Annotated in this window: 19 protein-coding genes; 12 read left to right on the forward strand and 7 right to left on the reverse strand. The window is 66.9% G+C overall.

All coding sequences use genetic code 11. The features are described from left to right. Positions 1-39 precede the first annotated feature (39 nt). Positions 40-2049: a TRAP transporter permease gene (locus FN976_RS25385; RefSeq protein WP_145896211.1), complete on the forward strand. Its 2010-nt coding sequence runs from the start codon at positions 40-42 to the stop codon at positions 2047-2049. Positions 2050-2064: 15 nt separating this feature from the next. On the opposite strand, the gene FN976_RS25390 is transcribed toward FN976_RS25385, so the two are convergent. Together FN976_RS25390 and FN976_RS25395 are read right to left on the reverse strand one after the other, a co-directional pair. After that, positions 2065-3189 carry an alpha/beta hydrolase gene (locus FN976_RS25390; protein ID WP_145896213.1) on the reverse strand — a complete coding sequence of 375 codons (1125 nt, stop codon included), beginning with the start codon at positions 3187-3189 and terminating at the stop codon, positions 2065-2067. Positions 3190-3203: 14 nt separating this feature from the next. After that, positions 3204-3839, reverse strand: coding sequence for a GntR family transcriptional regulator (locus tag FN976_RS25395; protein WP_145896215.1), 636 nt, complete (start codon positions 3837-3839; stop codon positions 3204-3206). 79 nt (positions 3840-3918) lie between these two features. Here FN976_RS25395 and scpA point away from each other — a divergent pair, with 79 nt between their 5' ends. From scpA to FN976_RS25420, 5 genes are all read left to right on the forward strand, one after another. Further along, positions 3919-6078 (forward strand): methylmalonyl-CoA mutase, encoded by a 2160-nt coding sequence (gene scpA, locus FN976_RS25400; protein ID WP_145896216.1) that lies wholly within the window; start codon positions 3919-3921, stop codon positions 6076-6078. 130 nt (positions 6079-6208) lie between these two features. Beyond that, a complete protein-coding gene (gene meaB / locus FN976_RS25405) occupies positions 6209-7225 on the forward strand; it encodes a methylmalonyl Co-A mutase-associated GTPase MeaB (protein WP_145896218.1) in 1017 nt (338 codons plus the stop codon). After that, the gene (locus FN976_RS25410) at positions 7218-8750 is read left to right on the forward strand and encodes an acyl-CoA carboxylase subunit beta (RefSeq protein ID WP_145896220.1); all 1533 of its coding nucleotides are present in this window, start codon (positions 7218-7220) and stop codon (positions 8748-8750) included. The genes meaB and FN976_RS25410 overlap by 8 nt, the downstream gene beginning before the upstream one ends. Before the next feature lie 19 nt (positions 8751-8769). Further along, a complete protein-coding gene (locus tag FN976_RS25415) occupies positions 8770-10818 on the forward strand; it encodes an acetyl-CoA carboxylase biotin carboxylase subunit (protein WP_145896222.1) in 2049 nt (682 codons plus the stop codon). Next, on the forward strand, positions 10815-11306 hold the full coding sequence (locus tag FN976_RS25420) for a VOC family protein (protein WP_145896224.1): 492 nt from the start codon (positions 10815-10817) through the stop codon (positions 11304-11306). Before FN976_RS25415 ends, FN976_RS25420 begins: the two co-directional genes overlap by 4 nt. Here FN976_RS25420 and FN976_RS25425 read toward each other — a convergent pair. Further along, complete coding sequence (locus FN976_RS25425; RefSeq protein WP_145896226.1) at positions 11293-14547, reverse strand: hybrid sensor histidine kinase/response regulator; 3255 nt, start codon at positions 14545-14547, stop codon at positions 11293-11295. The two genes, FN976_RS25420 and FN976_RS25425, sit on opposite strands and share 14 nt — an antisense overlap. Positions 14548-14742: 195 nt before the next feature. Here FN976_RS25425 and FN976_RS25430 point away from each other — a divergent pair, with 195 nt between their 5' ends. From FN976_RS25430 to FN976_RS25445, 4 genes are read left to right on the forward strand one after another with little or no spacing between them, the layout of a single operon-like run. Continuing rightward, positions 14743-16584: an FAD-dependent oxidoreductase gene (locus FN976_RS25430; protein ID WP_145896228.1), complete on the forward strand. Its 1842-nt coding sequence runs from the start codon at positions 14743-14745 to the stop codon at positions 16582-16584. Then, on the forward strand, positions 16581-18404 hold the full coding sequence (locus FN976_RS25435; protein WP_145896230.1) for a 2-oxoacid:acceptor oxidoreductase subunit alpha: 1824 nt from the start codon (positions 16581-16583) through the stop codon (positions 18402-18404). The genes FN976_RS25430 and FN976_RS25435 overlap by 4 nt, the downstream gene beginning before the upstream one ends. Continuing rightward, positions 18401-19456 carry a 2-oxoacid:ferredoxin oxidoreductase subunit beta gene (locus FN976_RS25440; protein WP_145896233.1) on the forward strand — a complete coding sequence of 352 codons (1056 nt, stop codon included), beginning with the start codon at positions 18401-18403 and terminating at the stop codon, positions 19454-19456. The genes FN976_RS25435 and FN976_RS25440 overlap by 4 nt, the downstream gene beginning before the upstream one ends. Positions 19457-19478: 22 nt before the next feature. Continuing rightward, complete coding sequence (locus FN976_RS25445) at positions 19479-19916, forward strand: CBS domain-containing protein (protein ID WP_145896235.1); 438 nt, start codon at positions 19479-19481, stop codon at positions 19914-19916. Positions 19917-19941: 25 nt separating this feature from the next. On the opposite strand, the gene FN976_RS25450 is transcribed toward FN976_RS25445, so the two are convergent. Both FN976_RS25450 and FN976_RS25455 read right to left on the reverse strand, forming a co-directional pair. Further along, positions 19942-22044, reverse strand: a complete 2103-nt coding sequence (locus FN976_RS25450; RefSeq protein WP_145896237.1) for a beta-propeller domain-containing protein — start codon at positions 22042-22044, stop codon at positions 19942-19944. 40 nt (positions 22045-22084) lie between these two features. Continuing rightward, on the reverse strand, positions 22085-22495 hold the full coding sequence (locus FN976_RS25455) for a hypothetical protein (protein WP_145896239.1): 411 nt from the start codon (positions 22493-22495) through the stop codon (positions 22085-22087). 255 nt (positions 22496-22750) lie between these two features. Here FN976_RS25455 and FN976_RS25460 point away from each other — a divergent pair, with 255 nt between their 5' ends. Both FN976_RS25460 and FN976_RS25465 read left to right on the forward strand, forming a co-directional pair. Beyond that, entirely contained in the window at positions 22751-23566 is an 816-nt protein-coding gene (locus tag FN976_RS25460) for a DUF6502 family protein (protein ID WP_145896241.1), read from the forward strand. After that, entirely contained in the window at positions 23547-24050 is a 504-nt protein-coding gene (locus FN976_RS25465; RefSeq protein WP_145896243.1) for a hypothetical protein, read from the forward strand. The genes FN976_RS25460 and FN976_RS25465 overlap by 20 nt, the downstream gene beginning before the upstream one ends. A gap of 16 nt (positions 24051-24066) precedes the next feature. On the opposite strand, the gene rsxB is transcribed toward FN976_RS25465, so the two are convergent. Together rsxB and FN976_RS25475 are read right to left on the reverse strand one after the other, a co-directional pair. Continuing rightward, positions 24067-24723 (reverse strand): electron transport complex subunit RsxB, encoded by a 657-nt coding sequence (gene rsxB / locus FN976_RS25470; protein ID WP_255440841.1) that lies wholly within the window; start codon positions 24721-24723, stop codon positions 24067-24069. Further along, entirely contained in the window at positions 24720-26069 is a 1350-nt protein-coding gene (locus tag FN976_RS25475) for a polyhydroxyalkanoate depolymerase (RefSeq protein ID WP_255440842.1), read from the reverse strand. Before FN976_RS25475 ends, rsxB begins: the two co-directional genes overlap by 4 nt. Positions 26070-26191: the final 122 nt, after the last annotated feature.

Here is a 26191-nt window from a genome sequence, read left to right on the forward strand (position 1 = left end):
GGGTTTGTCTTTTTGCGCGCCCCGATTCCAAGGACGACGATGGCTGAACAGGCTGCGGTGGTGACGGACGAGGCCCTCGCCAGGGCACAGGACTTCATCGAGGAGGAGGAGGGCGCGGCGAACCGGCTCGCCGGCTGGCGTGCGGCCTGCCTGACGGTGCTGGCGGTCGGCGTCTCGCTGTTCCACCTTTACGCCGCCTATTCCATCGTGCCGACGCAGACGCTGCGTCCGGTGCACGTGGCGATGGTGCTGGTGCTGACGTTCCTGCTGTTCCCCATTGCCAAGCGGTACCGGCACCGCATCATGTGGTGGGACTTCGCTTTCGCGCTGCTGTCGGTCGCCGTGGTGGCCTACATGCTGTGGGGCGGGGAAGACTTCACCGACCGCAACACGTCGCCGCTGCGCTGGGACATCGTGTTCGGGGTGGCGCTGGTGTTCCTGGTGCTGGAGGCGATGCGCCGCACCGCGGGCTGGGTCATGCCGGTGGTCACCACGTGCTTCATCCTCTATGCGCTGTTGGGTGCTTACCTGCCTTCGCCATGGACGCACAAGGGCTACGAAGTAGGCCGGCTGGTCGGCCACCTGTACATGACGCTGGAAGGCATCTTCGGCGTGGCCGTCGACGTCGCGTCGTCGCTGATCATCCTGTTCACCATCTTCGGCGCCTTCCTGCAGTACTCGGGCGCGGGCAAGTTCTACATCGACTTCTCGTTCTCGGCGATGGGTGGGAAGCCGACGGGCGCGGGGCGCACGGTGGTGCTGGCTTCATTCCTCCTGGGCGGGCCGTCGGGCTCCGGTGTCGCCACCACGGTCACGTTAGGCTCCGTCGCCTGGCCCATGCTGGCCAAGGCAGGCTATGAACGCAACGCGGCGGGAGGCCTGCTGGCGGCCGGCGGCCTGGGAGCCATCATCTCGCCGCCGGTGCTCGGCGCCGCCGCGTTCCTGATCGCCGAGTTCCTGAAGATCTCGTACCTCGACGTCCTGCTGATGGCGGTGATCCCCACGCTGCTGTTCTATCTGGCGCTGTTCCTGATGGTGGAAATCGATGCGCGCAAGTACGACATGGGCCGCACGGTGTTCGCGCAGGCCGTGCCGCTGTGGCAGCTGACGAAGCGCTACTGGTTCCACTTCCTGTCGCTGGTCTCCATCATCGTCTTCATGATGTGGGGCTTCTCGCCCGTGCTGTCGGTGTTCTATGCGACGCTCGTGACGCTGGTGACGAGCTTCATCCGAGCAGAGTGCGCATTGGTTCCGCGCGAGGTGTTCCGGGGCGAAGGCCCCATCCTGAAGAAGCTGTGGAGTTCGAACCTGGTGAAGGCGCTGGAGGCGGGTACCACGGGCGTGCTCGGTGTGGCCGCCACCTGCGCCGGCGCCGGGATCATCGTCGGCGTCGTCACGCTGACCGGCCTCGGGCTGAAGTTCAGCTCCATCGTGATCGACCTCGCTGGTGGCTCGCTGTTGCTGACGGCGATCTACACCTCGCTGGTGGTGTGGATCGTGGGCTTGGCCGTCCCGGTGACCGCGTCGTACATCATCTGCGCCGTGATCGCGGCGCCCGCGCTGATCAAGCTGGGCGTCCCGGACTTCGCGGCGCACATGTTCATCTTCTATTACGCCGTGCTGTCGGAGGTGTCGCCGCCGACGGCGCTGTCACCGTTCGCCGCTTCGGCCATCACAGGGGGCGATCCGTACAAGACCACCCTGCAATGCTGGAAGTACACGGTGCCGGCATTCCTCGTGCCTTTCATGTTCGTGCTCGATCCCAGCGGGCAAGGGCTGCTGCTGATGGGGTCGACCAAGGCGCTGGCCAAGGCGAACTGGTGGGCGATCGCGGAAGTGGCGGCGACGGCGGCGCTGGGCGTCGCTGCGCTGGCGGCTGGGTTCCAGGGCTGGGCGCTCAAGCGCACGAACGTGATCGAGCGCTCGATGCTGCTCGTGGCCGGTTTCGCGCTGGTCTACCCGTCGCTCATTTCCGACGTCCTGGGCATCGGCCTGGTGGCCGGCGCTTTGGCGCTGCAGTATTTCCGAGCGAGGCCGGTGGCGGTCTAGCGTCGGCCGGGCCGGTCAGACCGAGCCGAGGAACTCGATCAACAAGCGGTTGAGGGCCTCGGGCTGCTCCTGCTGCACCCAGTGCCCCGCGCCCGGCACCAGGTGGCATCCGCGAAGGTCGGCGCAAGCCGTGGCCTGCATCGCTTCGAAATCACCAGGTCGCTGGTAGACACCCCAATCGCTCGCGCCGGCGATGAAGCAAGCCGGGACGTCGATGCGGCGCCCCGCGTACAACAGCAGTTGCGCCTGGTGGGCCGGGTGGCCGGCACTGCGGTACCACTGCAGCCCACCCTGGAAGCCGGTGCGGCCGAACTCGCCGGCGTACACCGCCAGCTCGGCCTCGGGCAGCCAGGCGCAGGCCGCGACCTGTTGCGGTGACGGCATGTGCGGCGCCACCGTGGCGGCCATGCCCCGGTCCGCCTGCATCACGTAGTACTCGGGCAGCTTCGCCAGCTCGGCGGCGGTCATCGCCGCGAGCGGATCGATGCGGTTCCCCGGCCAGTCGGCACTCTTCACGTGGTAGTAGGCACGCAGGAAGGCGTGCAGGCCCTGGGGGCCGGAGCGCATGTCGGCGTCGGCCTCGCGCGTGGCGTAGAAGCGCTGGTAGTGCAGGCGCGGCGGCGTGAGAGCCGCCAATTGATCGTGGAGCGCCGACAGCGCCGGCATGGCCGTTGACTCCGTGGGCCAGCTCGGCACGCCACCGAAGGGCGCGCTCATGAGCGCCACCGACTTGAACACGTCCGGGCGTGTGACGGCACACCACGCGGCCACCGGTGAACCGAAGTCATGCCCGACCACCGCATGCACTTGCTGGATGCCCAGCGCCGACAACAAGGCCAGCTGGTCGCGCACCAGGTTGAAGAAGTGGTAACTGCCCAGGTCCCCGTCATAAGCGCCGTCCCACCCCGTGGTGCGCCCATACCCGCGCTGGTCGGGCGCGATGGCGTGGAACCCGGCATCGGCCAGTGCCGGCAAGACCTTGCGCCAGCTGTAGGCCAGCTCCGGAAAGCCGTGCAGCAACAGCACCACCGGCCGCGGGCCGGCGTCGAAGCCGGCTTCGAGCACATGCATGGTGAGGCCGTTGACGGCGGCAATGCGGCGTGAGCGGACCGTGGGGGGCAGAGCCGGCAGGTCGGACATGAGGTGGGCCAGAGCTAAGCCGCCGCTTCCAGCCCGTTGCTGAAGTGCTCCTGCATCCGCTGCACGGCGGCCGCCGCATCGCGCCGCACCAGCGCATCCATCACCGCCCGGTGCTCCGCCAGCGATTCCTCGATCCGCCCTGACTTCAGCAGCGAGTTGTGGCGATTGAGCTTCATCACCTTGCGCAGGTCCGCCACCATCTGGTTGCGCCATTTGTTGCCGGCGATCTCCAGCAGCAGCATGTGGAAGCGCTCGTTGATGGCGAAGAACTTGTCGCGATGCTTCACCGCGGCTTCCAGTTCGGTATGCAGGGTCTTGAGCGAGCGTAGCTGTGCATCGCTGGCCTTCTGCGCCACCACGCCGGCCGCGTCGCTTTCCAGCAGCGAGAGCAGGTGATAGACCTCAGCCAGGTCCTGTTCCGAGACTTCGGTGACATACGCGCCGCGCCGCACCTTCATCGTGACCAGGCCCTCGGCCGCCAGCACCTTCAGCGCTTCACGCAGGGGCGTGCGGCTGATGCCGTATTCCTCGGCCAGTTTCAGCTCGTCGATCCAGCTGCCGGGCTCGAGTTCACGCCGGAAGATCCGCTGGCGCAACAGCTCCGCCACCTCCTGGTAGAGGGCACGGGGGGCCAGCGAGACAGCGGACATGGCGGGATTCTAGGGCTTCAGAAATACTTTATCAATAATTATGAATGCAGTAAACTCACGGCAGCACTGGAAAACCCGTATGAGCACGCCCACGCCTGAAATCAAGCCCGCCTCCCTGGAAGACTGGAACAAGGCGGCCGCCAAGTCGGCCCCTGGCGGGAAAGTCGATGGCCTGAACTGGGTCACGCCCGACGGCATCACGGTCAAGCCGCTCTATACCGCCGCCGACCTGCAGGGCCTGCCCAACATCGACAGCCTGCCCGGCTTCCCGCCCTACCTGCGCGGACCGCAAGCCACGATGTACGCGGCGCGGCCCTGGACCATCCGCCAGTACGCGGGCTTCTCCACCGCCGAAGAATCGAACGCTTTCTACCGCAAGGGCCTGGCCGGCGGCGGGCAGGGCGTGAGCGTGGCCTTCGACCTGGCCACGCACCGCGGCTATGACAGCGACCATCCGCGAGTGACGGGCGACGTCGGCAAGGCCGGCGTGGCCATCGACTCCGTGGAGGACATGAAGATCCTGTTCGACGGCATTCCGCTCGACAAGGTCTCCGTGTCGATGACGATGAACGGCGCGGTGTTGCCGGTGCTGGCCGGCTATGTGGTCGCAGCCGAAGAGCAGGGCGTGGCGCAGGACAAGCTGTCCGGGACCATCCAGAACGACATCCTCAAGGAGTTCATGGTCCGCAACACCTACATCTACCCGCCGGAACCGTCCATGCGGATCGTGGGCGACATCATCGAGCACACGGCGAAGAACATGCCGAAGTTCAACTCGATCTCGATCTCGGGCTACCACATGCAGGAGGCCGGCGCCAACCAGGCGCTGGAACTGGCCTTCACGCTGGCGGATGGCAAGGAGTATGTGAAGACGGCCACCGTCAAGGGCCTCGACGTGGACGAGTTCGCCGGCCGCCTGAGCTTCTTCTGGGCGATCGGGATGAATTTCTACCTCGAGATCGCCAAGATGCGGGCGGCGCGCATGCTGTGGCACCGCATCATGACGGGCTTCGGCGCGAAGAATCCCAAGAGCCTGATGTTGCGCACGCACTGCCAGACGTCCGGCTGGTCGCTTACCGAGCAGGACCCGTACAACAACGTCGTCCGCACAACGATCGAAGCGATGGCCGCGGTGTTCGGCGGCACGCAGTCGCTGCACACCAATTCCTTCGACGAGGCCATCGCCTTGCCGACGGAATTCTCAGCCCGCATCGCTCGCAACACGCAGCTGATCATTCAGGAAGAGACGCACATCCCCAACGTCATCGATCCGTGGGCCGGCAGTTTCATGATGGAGAAGCTGACGCAGGACATGGCCGATGCGGCCTGGAAGATCGTCGAGGAAGTCGAGGCCATGGGCGGGATGACGCGCGCGGTCGATTCCGGCTGGGCCAAGCTGAAGATCGAGGCGGCGGCGGCAGAGAAGCAGGCCCGCATCGACTCGGGCAAGGACGTGATCGTCGGGGTCAACAAGTACCGGCTGGAGAAGGAAGACCCGCTGGAGATCCGCGACGTCGACAACGTCAAGGTGCGCGAGCAGCAGATCGCACGGCTGCAGAAGACTCGCGCGGCGCGCGACGGGCAGGCGGTGCATGCGGCGCTGGAAGCGCTGACCGAGGCGGCACGTACGGGCCACGGCAACCTGCTCGACCTGAGCATCCGCGCGGTGCGCCTGCGCGCCACGGTGGGCGAAGTGAGTGACGCGCTCGAAAAAGTCTTCGGGCGCCATCGCGCCGATACACAAAAGGTGACCGGTGTGTACGCAGCTGCCTATGACTCGGCCGAGGGCTGGGAGAAACTCCAGAAGGAAATTGTCGATTTCGCTGAGAAGCAGGGCCGCCGGCCGCGCGTGATGATCGCGAAGCTGGGGCAGGACGGGCACGACCGCGGCGCCAAGGTGGTGGCCACGGCGTACGCCGACCTGGGCTTCGACGTGGACATGGGGCCGCTGTTCCAGACGCCGGAGGAATGCGCGCGGCAGGCGATCGAGAACGACGTGCATGCCGTGGGTGTGAGCACGCTGGCCGCCGGCCACAAGACACTGGTGCCCGCGATCATCGCGGAACTGCGCAAGCAGGGCGCGGACGACATCATCGTGTTCGTCGGCGGCGTCGTGCCGCAACAGGATTACGAGTTCCTGTACGAAGCGGGCGTGAAGGGCATCTACGGGCCGGGGACGCCGATTCCGGCCAGTGCGAAGGATGTGCTGGAGCAGATCCGGAAGGCGGTCTCGGCGTGAATGCGGGCGGGGACTTTCTCCCTCCCCCTCTGGGGGAGGGACGGGGTGGGGGCTCGCGCGCCTGGATGGTTGTCACAGGCGCGTGCCCCCCTCCCAACCTCCTCCCGGAGGGGGGAGGAGGAACAGCCGCATGAGCGCCCAGCAAATCCTCGGTGAGCCCGGTGCCATCCAGCGCCGCGCCATCGCCAAGGCCATCACCCTCCTCGAATCCACGCGCCCGGACCATCGCGCGCAGGCCGACGAACTGCTCACGCAGCTCCTGCCGCACACCGGCAAGTCCTTTCGCCTCGGCATCAGCGGCGTCCCCGGCGTCGGCAAGAGCACCTTCATCGAGGCGCTGGGCCTGCACCTGATCGCGCAAGGCCACCGCGTCGCGGTGCTCGCCGTCGATCCATCATCCAGCGTGTCCGGCGGCTCCATCCTGGGGGACAAGACGCGCATGGAGCACCTCTCGGTGCACGAGAAAGCGTACATCCGTCCCAGCCCCGCCAGCGGCACGCTGGGCGGTGTCGCTGCGCAGACGCGTGAGGCGATGCTGGTCTGCGAAGCGGCGGGCTACGACGTCGTCATCGTCGAGACGGTCGGGGTGGGCCAGAGCGAGATCGCCGTGGCCGGCATGACGGACATGTTCGTGCTGATGCAGCTGCCGAACGCCGGCGACGACCTGCAGGCCATCAAGAAGGGCGTGATGGAACTGGCGGACCTGGTGGTCATCAACAAGGCCGACATCGACCCCGACGCGGCGACGCGCGCGCAGGCGCAGATCACGAGCGCGCTGCGCATCCTGGGCCAGCATGGGCGCATGGAGCATGCCTTTCACAACGATGCGGTCTGGCACCCGGAAGTGGTCCAGCTCTCGGCATTGAAGGCGACCGGGGTGCAGGCCTTCTGGCAGACGGTGGCGCGCTTTCGCGAACTGCAGACGCGCACCGGTGCCTTCGCCGCGCGGCGCCAGCATCAGGCGCTCCAGTGGATGTGGGAGCGGGTCGAGGCCGGCCTGAAGCAGGCTTTCCGGCAGAACGCGGCCGTGAACGGCATGCTGCCGGACACGATCAGGCAGGTGGAGCAGGGCGCGCTTGCGCCTTCGACGGCGGCGCGCCAACTGCTCGCGGCCATGAACGAATCACGGAGAACGAACGATGCATGACATCCTGGAACAACTGGAGAAGAAGCGCGACGCCGCCCGCCTGGGCGGGGGCACCAAACGCATCGAGGCGCAGCACAAGAAGGGCAAGCTGACCGCGCGCGAGCGCCTCGAGCTGTTGCTGGACGAGGGCACGTTCGAGGAATGGGACATGTTCGTCGAGCACCGCTGCACCGACTTCGGCATGGAGAACAACAAGGTGCCGGGCGACGGCGTGGTCACCGGCTACGGCATGATCAATGGCCGCCTGGTCTTCGTCTTCAGCCAGGACTTCACGGTGTTCGGCGGCGCCTTGAGCGAAGCGCACGCCGAGAAGATCTGCAAGGTGATGGACCAGGCGATGAAAGTCGGGGCGCCGGTCATCGGGCTCAACGATTCCGGCGGCGCGCGGATCCAGGAAGGGGTCGCATCGCTGGGCGGCTACGCCGACGTGTTCCAGCGCAACGTGATGGCCTCGGGCGTGGTTCCTCAGATCAGCATGATCATGGGCCCCTGTGCCGGTGGCGCGGTGTACTCGCCGGCCATGACCGACTTCATCTTCATGGTGAAGGACTCGAGCTACATGTTCGTCACCGGCCCCGAGGTGGTGAAGACCGTGACGCATGAGGAAGTGACGGCCGAGGAACTGGGCGGCGCCGTCACGCACACCAGCCGAAGCGGCGTGGCCGACCTCGCGTTCGAGAACGACGTGGAGGCGCTGATCATGCTCCGCCGCCTCTACAACTACCTGCCGCTGAACAACCGCGAGAAGCCGCCGGTGCGGCCCAGCCACGACCCGGCGGATCGCATGGACCTGAGCCTGGACACGCTGGTGCCCGACAACGCCAACAAGCCCTACGACATGAAGGAGCTGATCACCAAGACGGTGGATGACGGCGACTTCTTCGAGCTGCAGCCGGAGTACGCCAAGAACATCATCATCGGCTTCGCCCGCATGGAGGGGCAGACCGTCGGCATCGTCGCCAACCAGCCGCTGGTGCTGGCCGGCTGCCTGGACATCCGCAGCAGCATCAAGGCCGCGCGGTTCGTCCGCTTCTGCGACGCTTTCAACATCCCGGTGGTGACCTTCGTCGACGTGCCCGGCTTCATGCCCGGCACCAGCCAGGAATACGGTGGCATCATCAAGCACGGCGCCAAGCTGCTCTATGCGTATGCGGAGTGCACGGTGCCGAAGATCACCGTCATCACCCGCAAGGCCTACGGCGGCGCCTACGACGTGATGAGCTCCAAGCACCTGCGCGGCGACGTCAACTTCGCCTGGCCGAATGCCGAGATCGCGGTGATGGGCGCGAAGGGGGCGGTCGAGATCATTTTCCGCGAGGACAAGGGCGATCCGGCCAAGCTGGCGGCTCGCGAAGCCGAATACAAGGCGCGTTTCGCGAACCCGTTCGTGGCCAGCGCGCGCGGCTACATCGACGACGTGATCCTGCCGCACGAAACCCGCAAACGCATCTGCCGCTCGCTGGTGATGCTGCGCGACAAGAAGCTCGAGAACCCGTGGCGCAAGCACGGGAACATTCCTCTCTGAGCGGCGAGGAGACATGACCATGTTCACCAAAATCCTGATCGCCAACCGCGGCGAGATCGCCTGCCGCGTGATCCTCACAGCCCGCAAGATGGGCATCAAGACCGTCGCCGTCTATTCCGATGCCGACCGCGACGCGCGCCACGTGGCGCTTGCCGACGAGGCAGTGCACATTGGTGCGCCACCCTCACGGGAAAGCTACCTCTCGGCCGACAAGATCATCGCCGCCTGCAAGCAGACCGGCGCGCAGGCTGTGCACCCCGGCTACGGCTTCCTGTCGGAGAACGAGGGCTTCGCCAGGCGTGTCGAAGAGGAAGGCATCACCTTCATCGGCCCCAAGCACTATTCCATCGCGGCCATGGGCGACAAGATCGCCTCCAAGAAATTGGCCAACGAGGCGAAGGTCAACACGATTCCAGGCTGGAACGAAGCGATCGAGACGGCGGAGCAGGCCGTGTCCATCGCCAGGGACATCGGCTATCCGGTGATGATCAAGGCGTCCGCCGGTGGCGGTGGCAAGGGCCTGCGCGTGGCCTTCAACGACAAGGAGGCTTTCGAAGGCTTCACCTCGTGCCGCAACGAGGCGCGCAACAGCTTTGGCGATGACCGCGTCTTCATCGAGAAGTTCGTGGAGGAGCCGCGCCACATCGAGATCCAGGTGCTGGGCGACTCCCAGGGCAACTGCATCTACCTGAATGAGCGCGAGTGCTCGATCCAGCGGCGCCACCAGAAGGTGATCGAGGAAGCGCCGTCGCCCTTCATCAGCGAAGCCACTCGCAAGGCGATGGGGGAGCAAGCGGTAGCGCTCGCCAAGGCCGTGCGCTATGAAAGCGCGGGCACCGTGGAGTTCGTGGTCGGCAAGGACCAGAGCTTCTACTTCCTGGAGATGAACACGCGCCTGCAGGTCGAGCACCCGGTGACCGAGTGCATCACCGGCCTCGACCTGGTGGAGCTGATGATTCGCGTCGCGGCCGGTGAGAAGCTGCCCCTGACGCAAGCCGACGTGAAGCGCGACGGCTGGGCCATCGAGTGCCGCATCAACGCGGAAGACCCTTTCCGCGGCTTCCTGCCCTCCACCGGCCGCCTGGTGCGCTTCCAGCCGCCCAAGGCCAGCATGTGGGCGTCCGACACCGAGCACCTGCAAGGCGTGCGCATTGACACGGGCGTGGGCGAGGGCGGCGAGATCCCGATGTTTTACGACTCGATGATCGCCAAACTCATCGTGCACGGCACCGACCGCAACGATGCCATCGCGAAGATGCGCGAAGCGCTCAACGGTTTCGTGATCCGCGGCGTGTCGAGCAACATCCCGTTCCAGGCGGCCCTGCTGGCGCACCCGAAGTTCATCTCGGGCGACTTCAACACCGGCTTCATCGCCGAACACTACGCCAAGGGCTTCCAGGCGAGCGATGTCGTTCATGACGATCCGGATTTCCTGGCTGCCCTGGCCGGCTTCATCAATCGACGCGCATTGCAGCGTTCCGCCGGCGTGAGCGGCCAGATGCGTGGCCACGAGTTCAAGGTCGGCGAGGAGTTTGTCGTCGTTGCGCTCGGCGCCGAAGGCGCGCGCCAGAGCCAGCCCGTGAAAGTGACGGATTTCCAGGCGCAGTCCGGCTCCAGCGTCGTCGAGACCAACGGCAAGCGCTATGGTTTTTGCAGCAACTGGCACCTGGGCGGCGCCCGCATCCGCGGCACGGTCGACGGAAAGGCGTTCACCGCGCAGGTGGAGCGCGGCGTCGCCAAGAATCCGCTGGCGCTGCGAATCACGCACAACGGCGCGCGGCTCGACGCCATGGTGCTGACGCCCCGAACGGCCGAACTGCACCAGCTGATGCCCTACAAGGCGCCGCCGGACATGAGCCGGTTCCTGCTGTCGCCCATGCCGGGCCTTCTGGTGGACGTCGCCGTGCAGCCGGGCCAGAAGGTGCAGGCAGGCGAGCGGCTCGCGGTCATCGAGGCCATGAAGATGGAGAACGTGCTGTTCGCCGCGGCCGACGGCGTCGTGGGCAAGGTGCTGGCGGCGAAAGGCGAGTCGCTGGCCGTGGATCAACCGATCGTGGAGTTCGAATGATGAGCGCCGCACGGCCGTTCAAGGTGCTGGGCATCCAGCAGATTGCCATCGGAGGCCCGGACAAGCTGAAACTGCAGAAACTCTGGATCGACCTGTTCGGCCTGGAGGTCACCGGCACGTTCAAGAGCGAGCGCGAGAACGTGGACGAGGACATCTGCGCGATCGGCAGCGGCCCCTTCAAGGTCGAAGTCGACCTGATGCAGCCGCTGGACCCGGAGAAGAAGCCCGCCGTGCACACGACGCCGTTGAACCACGTGGGCCTGTGGATCGACGACCTGCCCGCCGCGGTGAAGTGGCTGGGCGAGCAGGGCCTGCGTTTCGCGCCCGGCGGCATCCGCACTGGCGCCGCCGGCTTCGACATCTGCTTCGTGCATCCCAAGGGAAGCGAAGAATTCCCCGTGGGTGGCGAAGGCGTGCTGATCGAACTCGTGCAGGCGCCGCCCGACGTGGTGCGGGCCTTCGCGTCCCTCGCCGCTAACCCGCGGTAGAACGCACCAGCCACGACTCCAGCGCGGCGCGCGTCGCTTCCCAGCAAGCCGGCATGGTGTCCAGTAGTTCGTGGGCGCCGCGCTCGGCACGGCCCGCCATCTCCGACAAGGCCGATGCGCCGACGTTGGCCGCGGATCCCTTCAACGCATGCGCTTCCTTGGCGAGCATCGCCATGTTTTCCTGCGCCTTGGCGTACTGCATCGCGGCGATGTGCGCGGGTGCCTGTTCGATCAGCAGGCCGATGGCATCGCGGATGACGCTCAGCTCGGGATCGAACTCCTTCAACTCGGCCAGCCGCGTCTCGTCGATCCAGCCCTCCGGCGGCGTTGCCAAGACCGCTGCCGGCTCGACCGGTACCGGAATGGCGGTTGTTGTTCCCCCCACCGTGGTCCAGCGCAGCAGCGCCTGGGTCAATTGCGCCACCTGCAACGGCTTGGTCAGGTAGTCGTTCATGCCGGCCGCGGTGCAGCGGTCGCGGTCCTCGCTGGAGGCATCCGCCGTGAGCGCGATGATCGGCGGCGCCGACGCACCGAGCAGGCGCTGGATCTGGGCCGTCGCTTCCAGGCCGTCCATGTTGGGCATGTGCAGGTCCATCAGCACCGCGCCGAAAGGTTGGCCCGACCGAACCGCGGCGGCCGTTGCCTCGACGGCCTCGCGGCCGTCGACAGCGCTGGCCGTGTCGTAGCCGAGCCTCGCCAGGATCGCCGCCGCTACCTTGACGTTCACCGCGTTGTCGTCGGCGATCAGGATCCGGATGCCATTGCGCACGTCCGCCTTTTCCGCGACCGGTTTTTCCACCGGCGCGCCGGACAGGCAGCGGGCCAGGGCGTCGAACAACTGGTTCTGCCGCGCCGGCTTCAGAAGGCGCACGTTGAACAGCGAGCTGCCCACCGACAGGCCGGGCAGGAAACCGGAACTCAAGAGCACCAGCGGCAGCTTGGCGCCCCAGGCCTGCTCGCGGATGTTCCGGGCCAGCTCGACGCCGTCCATGCCCGGCATGTGCATGTCGGTGATGACGACGTCGGGCGGTTCGTTCTGCGCCAGCATTTCCAGCGCGATCGCACCCGAGGTGGCGCTCGCCACCAGCATGCCCCATTGGCGCAACTGGCGCGTGAGCACCCGCACGTTCACCGGGTGGTCGTCGACCACCAGCGCACGCTGGCCGTGCAGCGACGCCGCGTCCAGGGGCGCGATGGCCGGCGGCAGTTCCGCCAGCGGCGCGCGGACGGTGAAGCTGAAGACCGAGCCTTTGCCGAGTTCGCTGCGGACGCGGATCTCCCCGCCCATCAGCTCCACCAGCCGCTTGCAGATGGCCAGGCCCAGGCCGGTGCCGCCGTACTTGCGGGTGGTCGAGGCATCCACCTGCGTGAAAGCTTCGAACAGGGCGTCGACCCGGTCGGCCGGGATGCCGATGCCGGTGTCCTGGATGTTGAACTCCAGCAGGGCTTCACCGTTCTCGTCGGGCGGCGCCGCCAGCCTCGCATGGACCGAGACCTCGCCCTTCTCGGTGAACTTCACGGCGTTGTTCACCAGGTTGATGATGACCTGGCGCAGCCGCGTCACGTCGCCCAGCACCGCGGCCGGCGGGCCGCCCGAGGCGACGTCCGGCACATCGATGATCAGCTCGATGCCTTTCTCGCGCGCGCGGGGCGCGGCGATGTCGCACGCGTCCTCCAGCACGTTGCGCACGCTGAGGGCCTCGCGTTCCAGGTCGAACTTGCCGGATTCGATCTTGGAGAAGTCCAGGATGTCGTTGATGACCGCGAGCAGCTGGTCGCTGGAGAGCCGGATCGTCTGCAGGAAGTCGCGCTGTTCCGCGTCCAGCGAGGTCTCCGCCAGCAGGGCGGTCATGCCGACCACGCCGTTGAGCGGCGTCCGGATCTCATGGCTCATGGTCGCCAGGAAGGCGGCCTTGGCACGCACCGCCTCCTCGGCGGCCTCGCGGGCGCGCACGAGTTCGGATTCCCGGGCCCGCACTTCCTCTTCCGCCGTGCGCGCGCGCACGCTTTCGCTTTCGGCCTGCAGCTTTTCCTCGCGCAGGCGAACAGCCACCCGGTTGAACGCCAGCACCACGTCGCCCATCTCGTCCCGGGTTTCGATGCTGACCGCCTCGCCTTCGTGCTGGCCCAGCATGCGCTCGGACGCATCGCGCAGCAGCGACACCGTGCGCATCACGCCCGCGTAGAAGGCCATGAGCAGGTAGAGCACGACGGCGAGGACCGCGGCGACGAAGGCCATGACGGCGTACATGCGGTTCTCGAAACCCACGATCCGCTGGCGCAGCAGCGTCTCGAGTTCGGCCGATTCCCTTTCCGTGACGGCGTAGTTCGCCGCCTGCGCGCGGGCCAGCTGCTGGTCGGCGAGCGCCAGGTTGTTGGAGGTCGGCGAGGCGGCGAGGCCGCGCAACGCGGCGACCGCGTCGCTCATCGCGGCGTCATAGGCTTGCACGGCCTGGGCCAGCCGCAGCTTGAGCCCGCCGGTCTTCTCCTGGACGAAAGCCGTCTCCGCGCCGTAGCGCGTGCGGGCCAGGTTCGATTCGATGAGTCCGGCCAGGCGGATGAGGTCGATCCCGCTGGAATCGGGGCGGAAGGCATGCTTCTGCGTCAGCAGTCGGGCCTGCAGCAGCAGGTCCGCCGCGTCGGGCAGCTTCAACAGCACGGCTTCCATCAGGTAATAGGAATCGAGATCCGGATCGAGGATCAGGTTCGAGCTGTCCCCCACGTGCGCCGTCAGCGCCAGGATGTCGTCCTGCAGCTTGGCGTGCAGCACGTCCGTCTTCTCCACCGGCAGCAGCGCCACGCGCAATGCCAGGAAGCGGGCGTTCTCCTTCACGACGGCCAGCTTGGCGGCCGACTCCAGTTCACGCCCGAAGCGCTGCTCCACCGTGTCGAGCCTGGTGACGGCCCCCTGGATCGCCGCCTGCAGGCGGATCAGTTCCGGCCGCTCCTCGGACTTGCCGGCCGCGTAAGCCGAAGCGGCGAGGCGGCTGCGGGCGACCTCCTCCTGCAGCGCGCGCAGGGGCCGCAGGTAGTGCGCTCCCGCGATTTCCTTGCGGGCGAAGCGCACCGAGTTGTTGATCTCGCCCACCAGCAAGTAGAGAGTGAGTCCCAGCGGCAGTGCGAACAGCAGAAAGATCAGCAGGAATTTCTGCGGATACGTCAACCGGTCCATCAGCCGGCGCGCCGGACGCAGGATGGGGCCGTCGCCCTTGGACTGGGGCAGGAACCTCTGGGTCGTCACTGGGGAATCTCCTCGTACGGCATCAGCGTAACAGGTTGTCACCGAGCGCGGCGCTGACGTGAAACTGACGCTGTGCGGGATTCCACGGAGAGCCTTGCTTGCCAAGCCCGGCTTAGACTGGTTCGGGGACTACCGTCCCACAGACCCGGCGCCCGGATTTTCCCGTGGCCAGCGGGCCAGGCAAGGAGACCAGCTTTGCAGTCGACGGATATTGCCAACCCGGCCTACTTTCACAAGGTCGTGGATTGCCAGTGGGCCTGCCCCGCGCACACCCCGGTTCCCGAATACATCCGATTGATCGCGCAGGGCCGCTACGGCGACGCCTACATGGTCAACTGGGTGTCGAACGTCTTCCCGGGCATCCTGGGGCGAACGTGCGACAGGCCCTGCGAGCCGGCCTGCCGGCGCGGCCGCGTCGAGGAGAACAATGGCGCGGATCCGGAACCGGTGGCCATCTGCCGGTTGAAGCGCGTCGCGGCCGACAACAAGGAAGACGTGCGCAATCGCATGCCCTCCGTCGCGCCGAGCAATGGCCGGCGGATCGCCTGCATCGGGGCGGGGCCGGCCTCGCTGACGGTGGCGCGCGATCTCGCGCCGCTGGGTTACCAGGTCACGGTGTTCGACGGCGAGGCGCGGCCCGGCGGTTTCATGTGGAGCCAGATCCCGCGCTTCCGGCTGCCGGAGACGGTGATCGAGGAGGAAACGGGCTACATCCTGGACCTGGGCGTGAAGTTCGTGGCCGGCCAGCGCATCGAGTCGATGAAGGCGTTGATGGCCGAGGGCTACGACGCCATCTTCGTGGGCTGCGGCGCGCCGCGCGGGCGCAACCTGGAGATTCCGGGCCGGGAAGAGGCGGCCGCGAAAATCCACATCGGCATCGACTGGTTGGCATCGGTGTCGTTCGGCCACATCACTTCCATCGGCCAGCGGGTCATCGTGCTGGGTGGCGGCAACACGGCGATGGACTGCTGCCGCTCGGCGCGGCGCCTGGGCGGCACCGATGTGAAAGTCATCGTGCGCAGCGGCTTCGACGAGATGAAGGCATCGCCCTGGGAGAAGGAAGATGCCATGCACGAAGGCATCCCGTTCCTCAACTTCCATGTGCCGAAGGCCTTCATCCACGAGGGGGGCCAGCTCAAGGGCATGACCTTCGACGTCGTGCGGGCGGAGTACGACGCGCAGGGCAAGCGCAGCCTGGTGTCCACCGGCGAACCCGAAGTGTTCGTGGAGTGCGACGAAGTGCTGATCGCCGTCGGCCAGGAGAACGCCTTCCCCTGGATCGAACGCGACAGCGGGATTGCCTTCGACAAGTGGGGGCTGCCGGTGCTGCGGCCCGAGACCTTCCAGTCCACGGTGGAGAACGTCTTCTTCGGAGGTGACTCCGCGTTCGGGCCCAAGAACATCATCACGGCCGTTGCCCATGGCCATGAAGCCGCGGTGTCGATCGACCTCCTGCTGAATGGCGGGAACCCCGCCGCGCGGCCGGGGCCGATCGTGAACCTGATGTCGCAGAAGATGGGCATCCACGAGTGGAGCTACGACAACGACACGTCGAACGACCTGCGCTACAAGGTGCCGTGGGCCAAGGCGGAGATCGCGCTGGCCAGCATCAAGGTCGAAGTGGAGTTGGGATTCGACGCAGCGACCGCCTTCAAGGAGGCGCAGCGCTGCCTCAACTGCGACGTGCAGACGGTGTTCAACCACACGGCCTGCATCGAGTGCGACGCCTGCGTGGACATCTGCCCGATGGACTGCATCACCTTCACGGCCGATGGCGAGGAACCGGAGTTGCGCAAGCGCTTGCAGGCTCCGGCGCTGAATCTCGCGCAGGACCTGTACGTGGCGGGCGGCTTGAAGACCGGCCGCGTCATGGTGAAGGACGAAGACGTCTGCCTGCATTGCGGCCTGTGCGCCGAGCGCTGCCCCACCGGCGCGTGGGACATGCAGAAGTTCCTGCTGAATACGGCGAAAGCCGGCAATGCCTGCCACGACAAGGCGCCGGCGCGCAGGATGCCCGTGAAGGAGGCCGCGCTGTGAACCGCATCGAGGCCGTCAACGACTTCGTCGTCAAGTTCGCCAACGTCAACGGCTCGGGCTCGGCCTCGGCCAACGAGCTGTTCGCCAAGGCGATCCTGCGCATGGGGGTGCCGGTCAGCCCCCGCAACATCTTCCCCAGCAACATCCAGGGCCTGCCGACCTGGTACGAAGTCCGCGTCAACGAGAAGGGCTACCTGGGGCGCCGCGGCGGCGTCGACATGATGGTGGCCATGAACCCGCAGACCTGGGATGCGGACGTGGCGGAGATCGCGCCCGGCGGCTACCTGTTCTACGACAGCACGCGCCCGTTGCCGCCGGCCAAGTTCCGGCAGGACGTGCATGTGATCGGGATGCCGCTGACGGAGATCTGCAACGCGGTGTATTCGGACCCGCGGCAGCGCCAGCTGTTCAAGAACATCGTCTACGTGGGCGCCTTGTCGGTCCTGCTGGAGATCGACCCGGCCGTGATCGAGAAGCTGTTCGGCGAGCAGTACAAGGGCAAGGAGAAGCTGCTGGCGTCCAACGTGCAGGCGCTGCAGCTGGGCCGCGAGTTTGCGCAGGAGCACCTGCAGTGGCCGCTGGGCATCCGCGTGCGGCGCGCGGACAGGGTTGGCGACCAGATCTTCGTCGACGGCAATGCGGCCGCGGCGCTGGGCTGCGTCTATGGCGGGGCCACCGTCGCCGCCTGGTACCCGATCACGCCTTCGTCGTCGGTGGCCGAGGCCTTCCAGAAGTACTGCGGCAAATACCGCGTGGACCCGGAGACCGGCCAGAACCGCTATGCGATCGTGCAGGCGGAAGACGAGATCGCTTCCATCGGCATGGTGGTGGGCGCGGGCTGGAACGGCGCGCGCGCCTTCACCGCCACTTCCGGCCCCGGCGTGTCGCTGATGACGGAGTTCATCGGCCTGGCTTTCTTCGCCGAGATCCCCATCACGATCATCAACGTGCAACGGGGCGGCCCCTCCACCGGGATGCCGACCCGCACGCAGCAGGCGGACGTCCTCTCCTGCGCCTATGCATCTCATGGAGACACCAAGCACGTGCTGCTGTTCCCGGAAGACCCGCACGAATGCTTCGAGCAGGCGGCGCAGGCGCTGGACCTGGCCGACCGGTTGCAGACGCCGGTGTTCCTGATGACCGATCTCGACATCGGCATGAACCAGCGCCTGTGCCAGCCGTTCGTCTGGAAGGACAACGCTGCGTTCGACCGGGGCAAGGTCATGACCGCGGAGGAACTCGAGGCGGGCAAGGACTTCGGCCGCTACAAGGACGTGGACGGCGACGGCATCCCATGGCGCACGCTGCCGGGAACCCACGCGACCAAGGGGTCCTACTTCACCCGTGGCACGACGCGCGATCCGTATGCCCGCTACTCCGAGCGCGGGCAGGACTATCTCTACAACATGGAACGCCTGCAGCGGAAGTTCCAGACGGCGGCCACGCTGGTGCCGCAGCCGGTGTTCCGCAAGGCGGACACCCAGACGCCCTGGGGCGTCATCTACTTCGGTTCGACCAGCCCTTCGATGCAGGAGGCGCTGGATGTGCTGGGTGAGCAGGGCATTCACGTGAACGCGATGCGGCTGCGTGCCTTCCCGTTCCCGGCTTCGGTCGCCGACTTCATCGCGCGCCATGAAAAAGTGTTCGTCGTCGAGCAGAACCGCGACGCCCAGATGCGCAGCCTGCTGGTGAACGAACTCGAGATCGATCCGGCCCGGCTGGTGAAAGTGCTGCACTACGACGGCACGCCGATCACGGCGCGCTTCATCACGGCCGCCATCACCGCGCAAGTGCAAAAGAGCAGGGAACACGTCGCATGACCTACATCGCCAAGCCCAAACTGCGGCACCCCTCGCTGGAGACCAACAAGGTCGGGTACACGCGGCGCGACTACGAAGGCAAGGTGTCGACGCTGTGCGCCGGCTGCGGGCACGACTCCATCTCGGCCGCCATCGTCCAGGCTTGCTGGGAGCTGGACATCGAGCCGCACCGCGTCGCCAAGCTGTCGGGCATCGGCTGCAGCTCCAAGACGCCGGACTACTTCCTGGGCGCTTCGCACGGCTTCAACACAGTGCACGGCCGGATGCCGTCGGTGCTGACCGGCGCCAACCTGGCCAACCGCGATCTGTTGTACCTCGGTGTTTCCGGCGACGGCGACTCCGCGTCCATCGGCTTGGGCCAGTTCGCCCACGCCATGCGGCGCGGCGTGCGCATGGCCTACATCGTGGAGAACAATGGCGTTTATGGGCTGACCAAGGGCCAGTTCTCGGCCACCGCCGACAGCGGCTCCAAAAGCAAGAAGGGCGTGATCAACAGCGACAGCCCGGTCGACCTGGTCGCGATGGCCCTGCAGCTGGGCGCCACCTACGTGGGCCGCGGCTTCTCCGGCAACAAGCAGCAACTGGTGCCCCTGATCAAGGGCGCGATGGCGCACGGCGGGGCGGCGTTCATCGACGTCATCAGCCCTTGCGTGGCTTTCAACAATCACCCGGGCAGCACGAAAAGCTACGACTACGTGCGCGAGCACAACGAAGCCGTCAGCCGGATCGACTTCATCACCGAACGCAGCGAGATCACGGCCGAGATCGCGCCCGGCGAAGTGGTCGACGTCCGCCAGCACGACGGTTCGCTGCTGCGCCTGCGCAGCCTGCACCCGGAGTACGACGCGACCGACCGCTACGGCGCGATGGCGTACATGCAAGCCCACCAGCAGCGCGGCGAAGTCCTCACGGGCCTGTTGTATGTGGACCCGCTGGCAACCGACTTGCACACCGCGATGAATACGAGCGGTCGGGCCCTGAACGCCCTGGAAGTCGCCGATTTGTGCCCGGGGCTTGCGGCTTTGGACAAGATCAACGCATCATTGCGTTGACAGGCCCCCCAAGGAGTTCGCCATGGCTGAGCGCACCGTCTTCCAATCCATGCCCAAGAAGCACGTGATCAGCCTGGGGGCTCAGGCCACCGTCTGGGAGGCCGCCTGCGTCATGACGCGGGCCAACTGCGGCAGCGTGCTGGTGCTGGAGCCGCCCGACAAGCTACTGGGGATCGTCACCGAGCGTGACTTGATGACCCGGGTGCTGGCCAAGGCGCTCGATCCCCAGAAGACGCACCTGGCGGAAGTCATGACCGCAAACCCCATGTGCGTGCCGCCCGAAACCAAAGTGGCGGACGCCGTGCTGATCATGCTCGAACGCGGCTTCCGGCATCTCCCGGTGGTCTCTGGTTCCAGGATCCTGGGTGTCTTTTCCGCCCGGGATGCCTTGCCCCGCGAGATCGGCACGGCCATGACCCAGGCCGAATTCAACGAGCAGGTGAACGACGCGCTGGGCTAGGCCCAACGCGTCGAAGACCCTCCGCTCAGGGGACATACCTGACTGCGCCGCCGGAGAGGTAGTAGGCGCCGGTGCCCGACTGCAGGCTGCGCTCGCCGGCCAGTTCGGACAACGGGACGTACGTCGATCCGAAGGTTGCCGCATCGAACCAGGTCGCGACGGCCAGTGGGCGTTGCACCAGCGTGCCGGCGGCCGTGTCGATCGTGAAGCGGGCCAGGCCCTGCGCACTCGTACGGAAGCTGGTATCGGTGAGGCGAACGGGCAGCGCGACGCGGACCTCGTGGCCTTGCGTGAGCAGGTTGATTCCGTGGCGCGAATGGTCGAGCGCACTGCTGCTGCCGGCTTCGCCGAGCTTGCGGCTGGTGAGCAGGCGAGGCGTGGACGGCGTGCTCACATCGAACAGCGACACCTGGAGGCCCGTGACCCGCCCTTCCGCCGTCGCTTCCCGGCCGATCCCCAGCAACTTGCCGTTGGCGAGCGGGTACAGGTAGTCGGAGTAGCCTGGCACCTCCAGCTCGCCCACCGCGCGTGGGTCGGCGGGGTTGGACAGGTCGAGGACGTAGAGCGGGTCGACGCGCCTGAAGGTCACCACATAGGCCTGCGGTCCCGCGAAGTGCACGGCATAGACCTGCTCGCCGGGCCGGCCGAGTGCCGCCGGGCGCTGGGCATTGGGCAGGGTGGAGACCACCTGCAGGCTCCTGTCACTCGCGTTTTCGCGCAGAACGGTGAGGGTCGCGGGCGAGGCGGCCGTCGGCTGTGACGCCGCGCCGATCGGGCCGAACCAGCCCTGGTCGCCGGTGAAGCTCAGGACGCGGAGGTCACCATTGAATTCGCTCAGGCGATAGGGCCGTTTCTCGGCATCCCAGCCGAGGTGACCGGCGAGTTCGCCCGATGCGCGATAAGTGACGCTGGTGCCTTGCAGGGCGAACTTGTGGACGTCGGTGCGGGAACCCGGCGGGAAGATGGCCCGAGTCGCGTCCGCGGTGGTGTAGTAGGTGCGCGAGCTGGCCAGGTAGACATTGGTGGGGGACATGTAGAGCGTCTCGACACCGCCCACGAAGCAGCGGCTGGCGCGCGGCGTGCCGTTCGTTCCCAGGTCGAAAGCGGTGATCGTGGTGAGCTGCAGGTGCAGCGACTTGTTGGCGGGCTGGATCAGGCAGTCGCCGGCGTTCACCAGGGGTTGCGCGGCGCCGCCGTCCACGCGCACCTGGGGCAGCAGCTCCGCCTCCGTCAGGGGCGCCAGCTTGGCGTCCACCTGCTCGCGCGAGGCGTTCGCGGGGAGGGCGTAGCGTGCGATGTCGGGTGCGAACGTCGTCACCACGTACAGCACGTTGCCGATCATGCGGCTGCCAACCAGCACGCCGTCGATCTCCACGGTCCGCGGCGCCGAGAGCCCGCCGTCGGCGGCCGTCGTGAACAAGTCGAGGCCGACGCGGCGCTCGGATCCGGTCGGGCTGGGCATCAGGGCCAGCGTGACCGGCTGTACGCTGAACGCGACCGCGTCGTAGACCGGCTTGCGGCTCAGCACCGCGAGGCGCGAGGCGCCGGGGGCCACGTACATGCCCTGCAGCGCGAAGTCCGATGAGAGATTCATCGTGATGGCGGGGCCCAGCGTGCCATCGCCCTTGCGGGCATGCGTCGTCAGGCGCGCCGGCACGGTGGCGCCGTTCGCCGTGTAGCTTGCGTGCAGCGCGTAGATCGCCCGGTCGTCGGACTTGATCAGGTCGTCCTCATCGACGCCCTGTTCCTGGATGGTGGTGCCGGACAAAGCGGGAGGTGCGGACGTCCCCGGACTGGCGCTGAAGACGGCTCCTGTGCCTGGCAGCGAGTAGCCCTGGACGGACCGGTCCTGGAGCTTGGCCTTGAAGTACGTCACCAGGTCGCCGCTCTGTGCACTCGTGAGGGCGCTGGGTGAAAGCGCCGGCGCGGGAGCGGGAGCCGGAGCGGGTGCCGGGGCCGGAGCTGGGGCCGGAGCCGGAGCCGGCGCCGGCGACGGAGCTGGCGCTGGGGCAGGAGCTGCTGCCAGCGCCGGCGCGTCACCGCCACCACCGCAAGCGCCGAGTGAGAGCGCCATGGCGGCAATGCCTGCCATGCGCCAGCGGCGCGACGCTTCCTGGGATTGCTTCATCGAGTTTCTCCTGAGTCGTTTGTTCTTGTCCGACGGCGGACTAGTCGCGCCGCACGACCAGCGTGGCTTCCGAGTCCGTGATCGACAGCACCGGGCTGTCCGGGTAGGGCGTCATGTCCGTGTATTCGATTCGGTAAGGCCCGTACGTGTAGACGGGCAACGCCGTTCCGGTGGCTCCACTCAGCGTCATCTGCACGCTCACCGGTGTTGCGCCTTGCTGTGCCAGCGTGACGTCGATGACGGACGAGCCCGCCGTGATGCAGGTCACCGTCTTCGGACAGCGGCTGTCGATGAACTTGGTCATGGTCAGCGTGAGCTGGCCGCCGTCGATCGTTTTCGGCTGGCCGGTGTGCAGCTTGACCGTCTCCGCGAAGGGGTCGCCCCCACCGCCGCCGCAGGCGGTCAACAGGACGGTGAAGGCAAGGCATGAAGCGCGGATCAGTGTTTGCATGGGAAGTCCTCTCAAAGAATGGGGCGGCAGATTCACGGGCGCCTGCCTGGGTTTCAGAAGGAGTCCTGGAAGAAAGCCGGGGCGGCGGCGCGGGCGTGCCCCCGCCTCCGCCGCCCCTGCCCAGCACGGGCAAATGAAAAAGTGCGCTTCATCCAGGTTTTCTCGTTGTCGATTTTGTGGGATAATATTCCACAAATATTGATCGGTCAACGGCCTCGCGCAAATTTCGCACGCTACGATCGCAACGACTCATCCATGGCAACCCGCTCCGCCATCGTCCTGAATGCCGTGCTGCGCCTGCTGAAGCCGGTGGCCGCGCTGCTGCTGCGCAATGGCGTGGCCTATCCGGCGTTCGTGGCGGCGCTGAAGACGGTGTTCCTGGAAGCGGCGCGCGAGGAACTGCAGCGCACGGGGCAGAAGCAGACGGACAGCGCAGTCAGCCTGCTGTCGGGCGTGCATCGCCGCGACGTGCGGACGCTGGCGCGGGTGGAAGTACCCGACGAAGCGGCGGACGAACCGCTGAATCTGGCCGGCCAGGTGGTGGGGCGCTGGCTCAGCGACCCGGTCTACGTTGACGACGAGGGGCAGCCGCGCCCGTTGCCGCGTTATGGCGACGCGCCCAGCTTCGATGCGCTGGTGACCGCCACCAGCCGTGACATCCGGGCGCGCGCCATCCTCGCGGAACTGGAGCGGCTGGGCATGGCCAAGCTGGAAGAGGGCACGGTGCGGCTGCTCGAACCGGGTTTCGTGCCGCGCGAAGGCTTCGACGAAGGCATGGCGCTGCTGCGCGACAACCTGCACGACCACATCGCCGCCGCCGCGCTCAACGTCAGCGGAGAGCAGAACTTCCTGGAGCAGTCGGTCTATGTGGACCAGCTCACCGCCGAATCGGCGCAGCACCTCCATGCGCTGAGTACCAGGATCTGGCGCCAGGCCTTCCGGACCGTGATGCGCGAGGCACAGGTGCGCTTCGACGAAGACCAGGCCAAGGCGCCAGCCGACCAACGCGTGCACCGGGCGCGCTTCGGAGCTTATTTCTATGCGGAAAAGAATGACGAACAAGATTCTTGACGGCGGGGCCCGCCGGGTCTTCGCGGCGCTTGGCCTCTGCTTGCTGCTGGCGGCCTGCGGTCCGGGCGGTGGAGGGACCGGGACCGGCCCCGTGAGCGGGGTTTACAGCGGCAAATCGTTGCAAGGTGCGATTGCATCCGCCGCGCCAGGCAACTGCGCGCCGCAATGCGGTGCGGTGGACCTCGTCGTGCGGGAAGATCGGGTCGAGCTCGCGACCGATTGCCGCATCTTCCGGCGCGAAGGCGATTGGGAGCTCGACGCCAACGGCGGCGCCTCACTCAGCGGGACGCTGACCACGACCATCGGCCCCGCCAGCACGGTCGTGCCGGCGACGCTGCAGCTGCAGTTCAGTGAGCACCAGGGCGAGAGTGCGCGCGTCACTGCCACGGTGCTCGACGAAAATGGCCGCCCCTTCCTTGGGCCTTTCAACATGCAAAGGGGCGCCGCAGTCGCGCCGGCGTTCGGCTCCTGCCCGTCGCGTTAGAAAGGAACGTCCTTGCTCAGGGTGTGCCGCTGCGCCTGGCCCGGGCGCGAGCCAGTGCCTGCTCGATCACCGCGCGCTTGCGGGCCAGTTCCCCACCCTCGGCATCATGGGTGTGCGCGGGCAGGTCGGCGAGTTTGGCTTCGGCCTTGCGTTCCAGGCGTTCCGAGTTTTCGGCGGCGGCCCGTTCGCGCCGGGCCCCATGGGCCTGGTAGCGGGCCAAGGCTTCATCCGCCAGCGGCTGCGCCCAGGCTTGCCAGCCCGTGCGCTCACCAGTGACGTTCTCCATGGAGATGCAATCCACCGGGCACACGGGCAGGCACAGCTCGCAGCCGGTGCAGTAGGGCTCGATCACGGTGTGCATGCGCTTGTTGGCGCCCAGGATGGCGTCCGTCGGGCATGCGTCCAGGCAAAGCGTGCAGCCGATGCACCAGTTTTCGTCGATGACGGCGACGCCGCGCGGGCCTTCCCGGCCGTTGGCCGGATTCAGCGGGAGGACCGGGCGGCCGGTGAGCCGCGCCAGCCTGGCGATGCCCTCGGCGCCGCCGGGCGGACATTGATTGATGTCCGCCGCACCCTCGGCCATGGCCTGCGCATAGGCCGCGCAGTCCGGGTAGCCGCACCGCGTGCACTGGGTCTGGGGCAGGGCGGCGTGAAGGGCGGCCGCCAGGTTCACTTGCGCCGGGCGCTCCTGGCCGGGGCCTTCGCGGGCGCCTTCGCTGGCCTCGCCGCGGGCTTGCTCGAGGCGCCGGCTTTGCCGTCGTTGAACTGCAGGATGAAGTCGCGCACCTGCGGGTACACGGAATCGCGCCAGCGGCGGCCGCTGAAGATGCCGTAGTGGCCCGCGCCCTTCACTTCGAGGTGCTTCTGCCGCGTCTTGGGCACGCCGGTGCACAGCGCGTGGGCGGCTTCGGTCTGCCCCGATCCGGAGATGTCGTCGAGCTCGCCTTCGATGGTGAAGTGCGCGGTGGTCTTGATGTCCTGCGGCCGCACGCGCTCGAATTGGCCTTGCTCGTTGCGGACATCCCAGGTGCCGTTGACCAGGGCGAACTCCTGGAACACCACCCGGATGGTCTCCAGGTAGTAGTCGGCATCCATGTCGAGCACGGCGTTGTACTCGTCGTAGAACTGCCGGTGCGCCTCGGCGCTGGTGTCGTCGCCGGCGATCAGGTGCTTGAAGTAGTCATAGTGGCTCGACATGTGGCGGTCGGGGTTCATCGCCACGAAGCCCGAATGCTGCAGGAAGCCGGGGTACACACGGCGGCCCGAACCCGGGAAGTTGGTCGGAACACGATAGATCACGTTGTTCTCGAACCACTCGAAACTCTTGTTCATGGCGAGGTTGTTCACCGCCGTGGGCGATTTGCGGGCGTCGATCGGCCCGCCCATCATCGTCATGGTGAGCGGTGTCGTCTCGCCGCGCGACGCCATGAGCGCCACGGCCGCCAGCACCGGCACGGTGGGCTGGCAGACGCTGATGACGTGGCAGTTGCCGTATTCGCCCTGCAGGTGGCGGATGAACTCCTCGACGTAGTTGACGTAGTCGTCGAGGTGGAACGCACCCTGCTCCATCGGCACGGTGCGGGCGTTCTTCCAGTCGGTGACGTAGACCTTGTGATCGTGCAGCATGCTGCGCACCGTGTCGCGCAGCAGGGTCGCGTAGTGGCCGGAGAGCGGCGCGACGATCAGGACCGCGGGCTGGCCCTTCAGCCGGGTGAGCACGTCAGAATCGTCCGAGAATCGCTTGAACCGCCGCAGTTCGCAGAATGGCTTGTCCAGCTCCACCCGTTCGTGGATCGCCACCTCGACGCCCTCGATCGCGATGGTCTTGATGCCGAACTCCGGCTTCTCGTAGTCCTTGCCCAGGCGATAGAGCAAGTCGTAGCCCGCGGAGACCCGCTGCGCGAACGGGCCCTGGCCGAAAGGCGAGAGCGGGTTGCTGTAAAGCTTGGAGGCCGCTTGGGCGAAGTCCGCGAACGGCTCCATGAGCGAGCGTTGCGCCTCGTAGATCTGATAAAGCATGCTGGGGGCCCCGTCCTTGTTGCAGTGCAATATACCAGCCGTCACAACTTGGTGCACGGAGTAGAAGTACTAATGAAAATGGAACTTCCCTGCCTTGGCCGCCTCAGCAGTATGGTTATGAG

The organism is Caenimonas sedimenti (assembly GCF_007833165.1).
Lineage (GTDB): Bacteria > Pseudomonadota > Gammaproteobacteria > Burkholderiales > Burkholderiaceae_C > Ramlibacter > Ramlibacter sedimenti.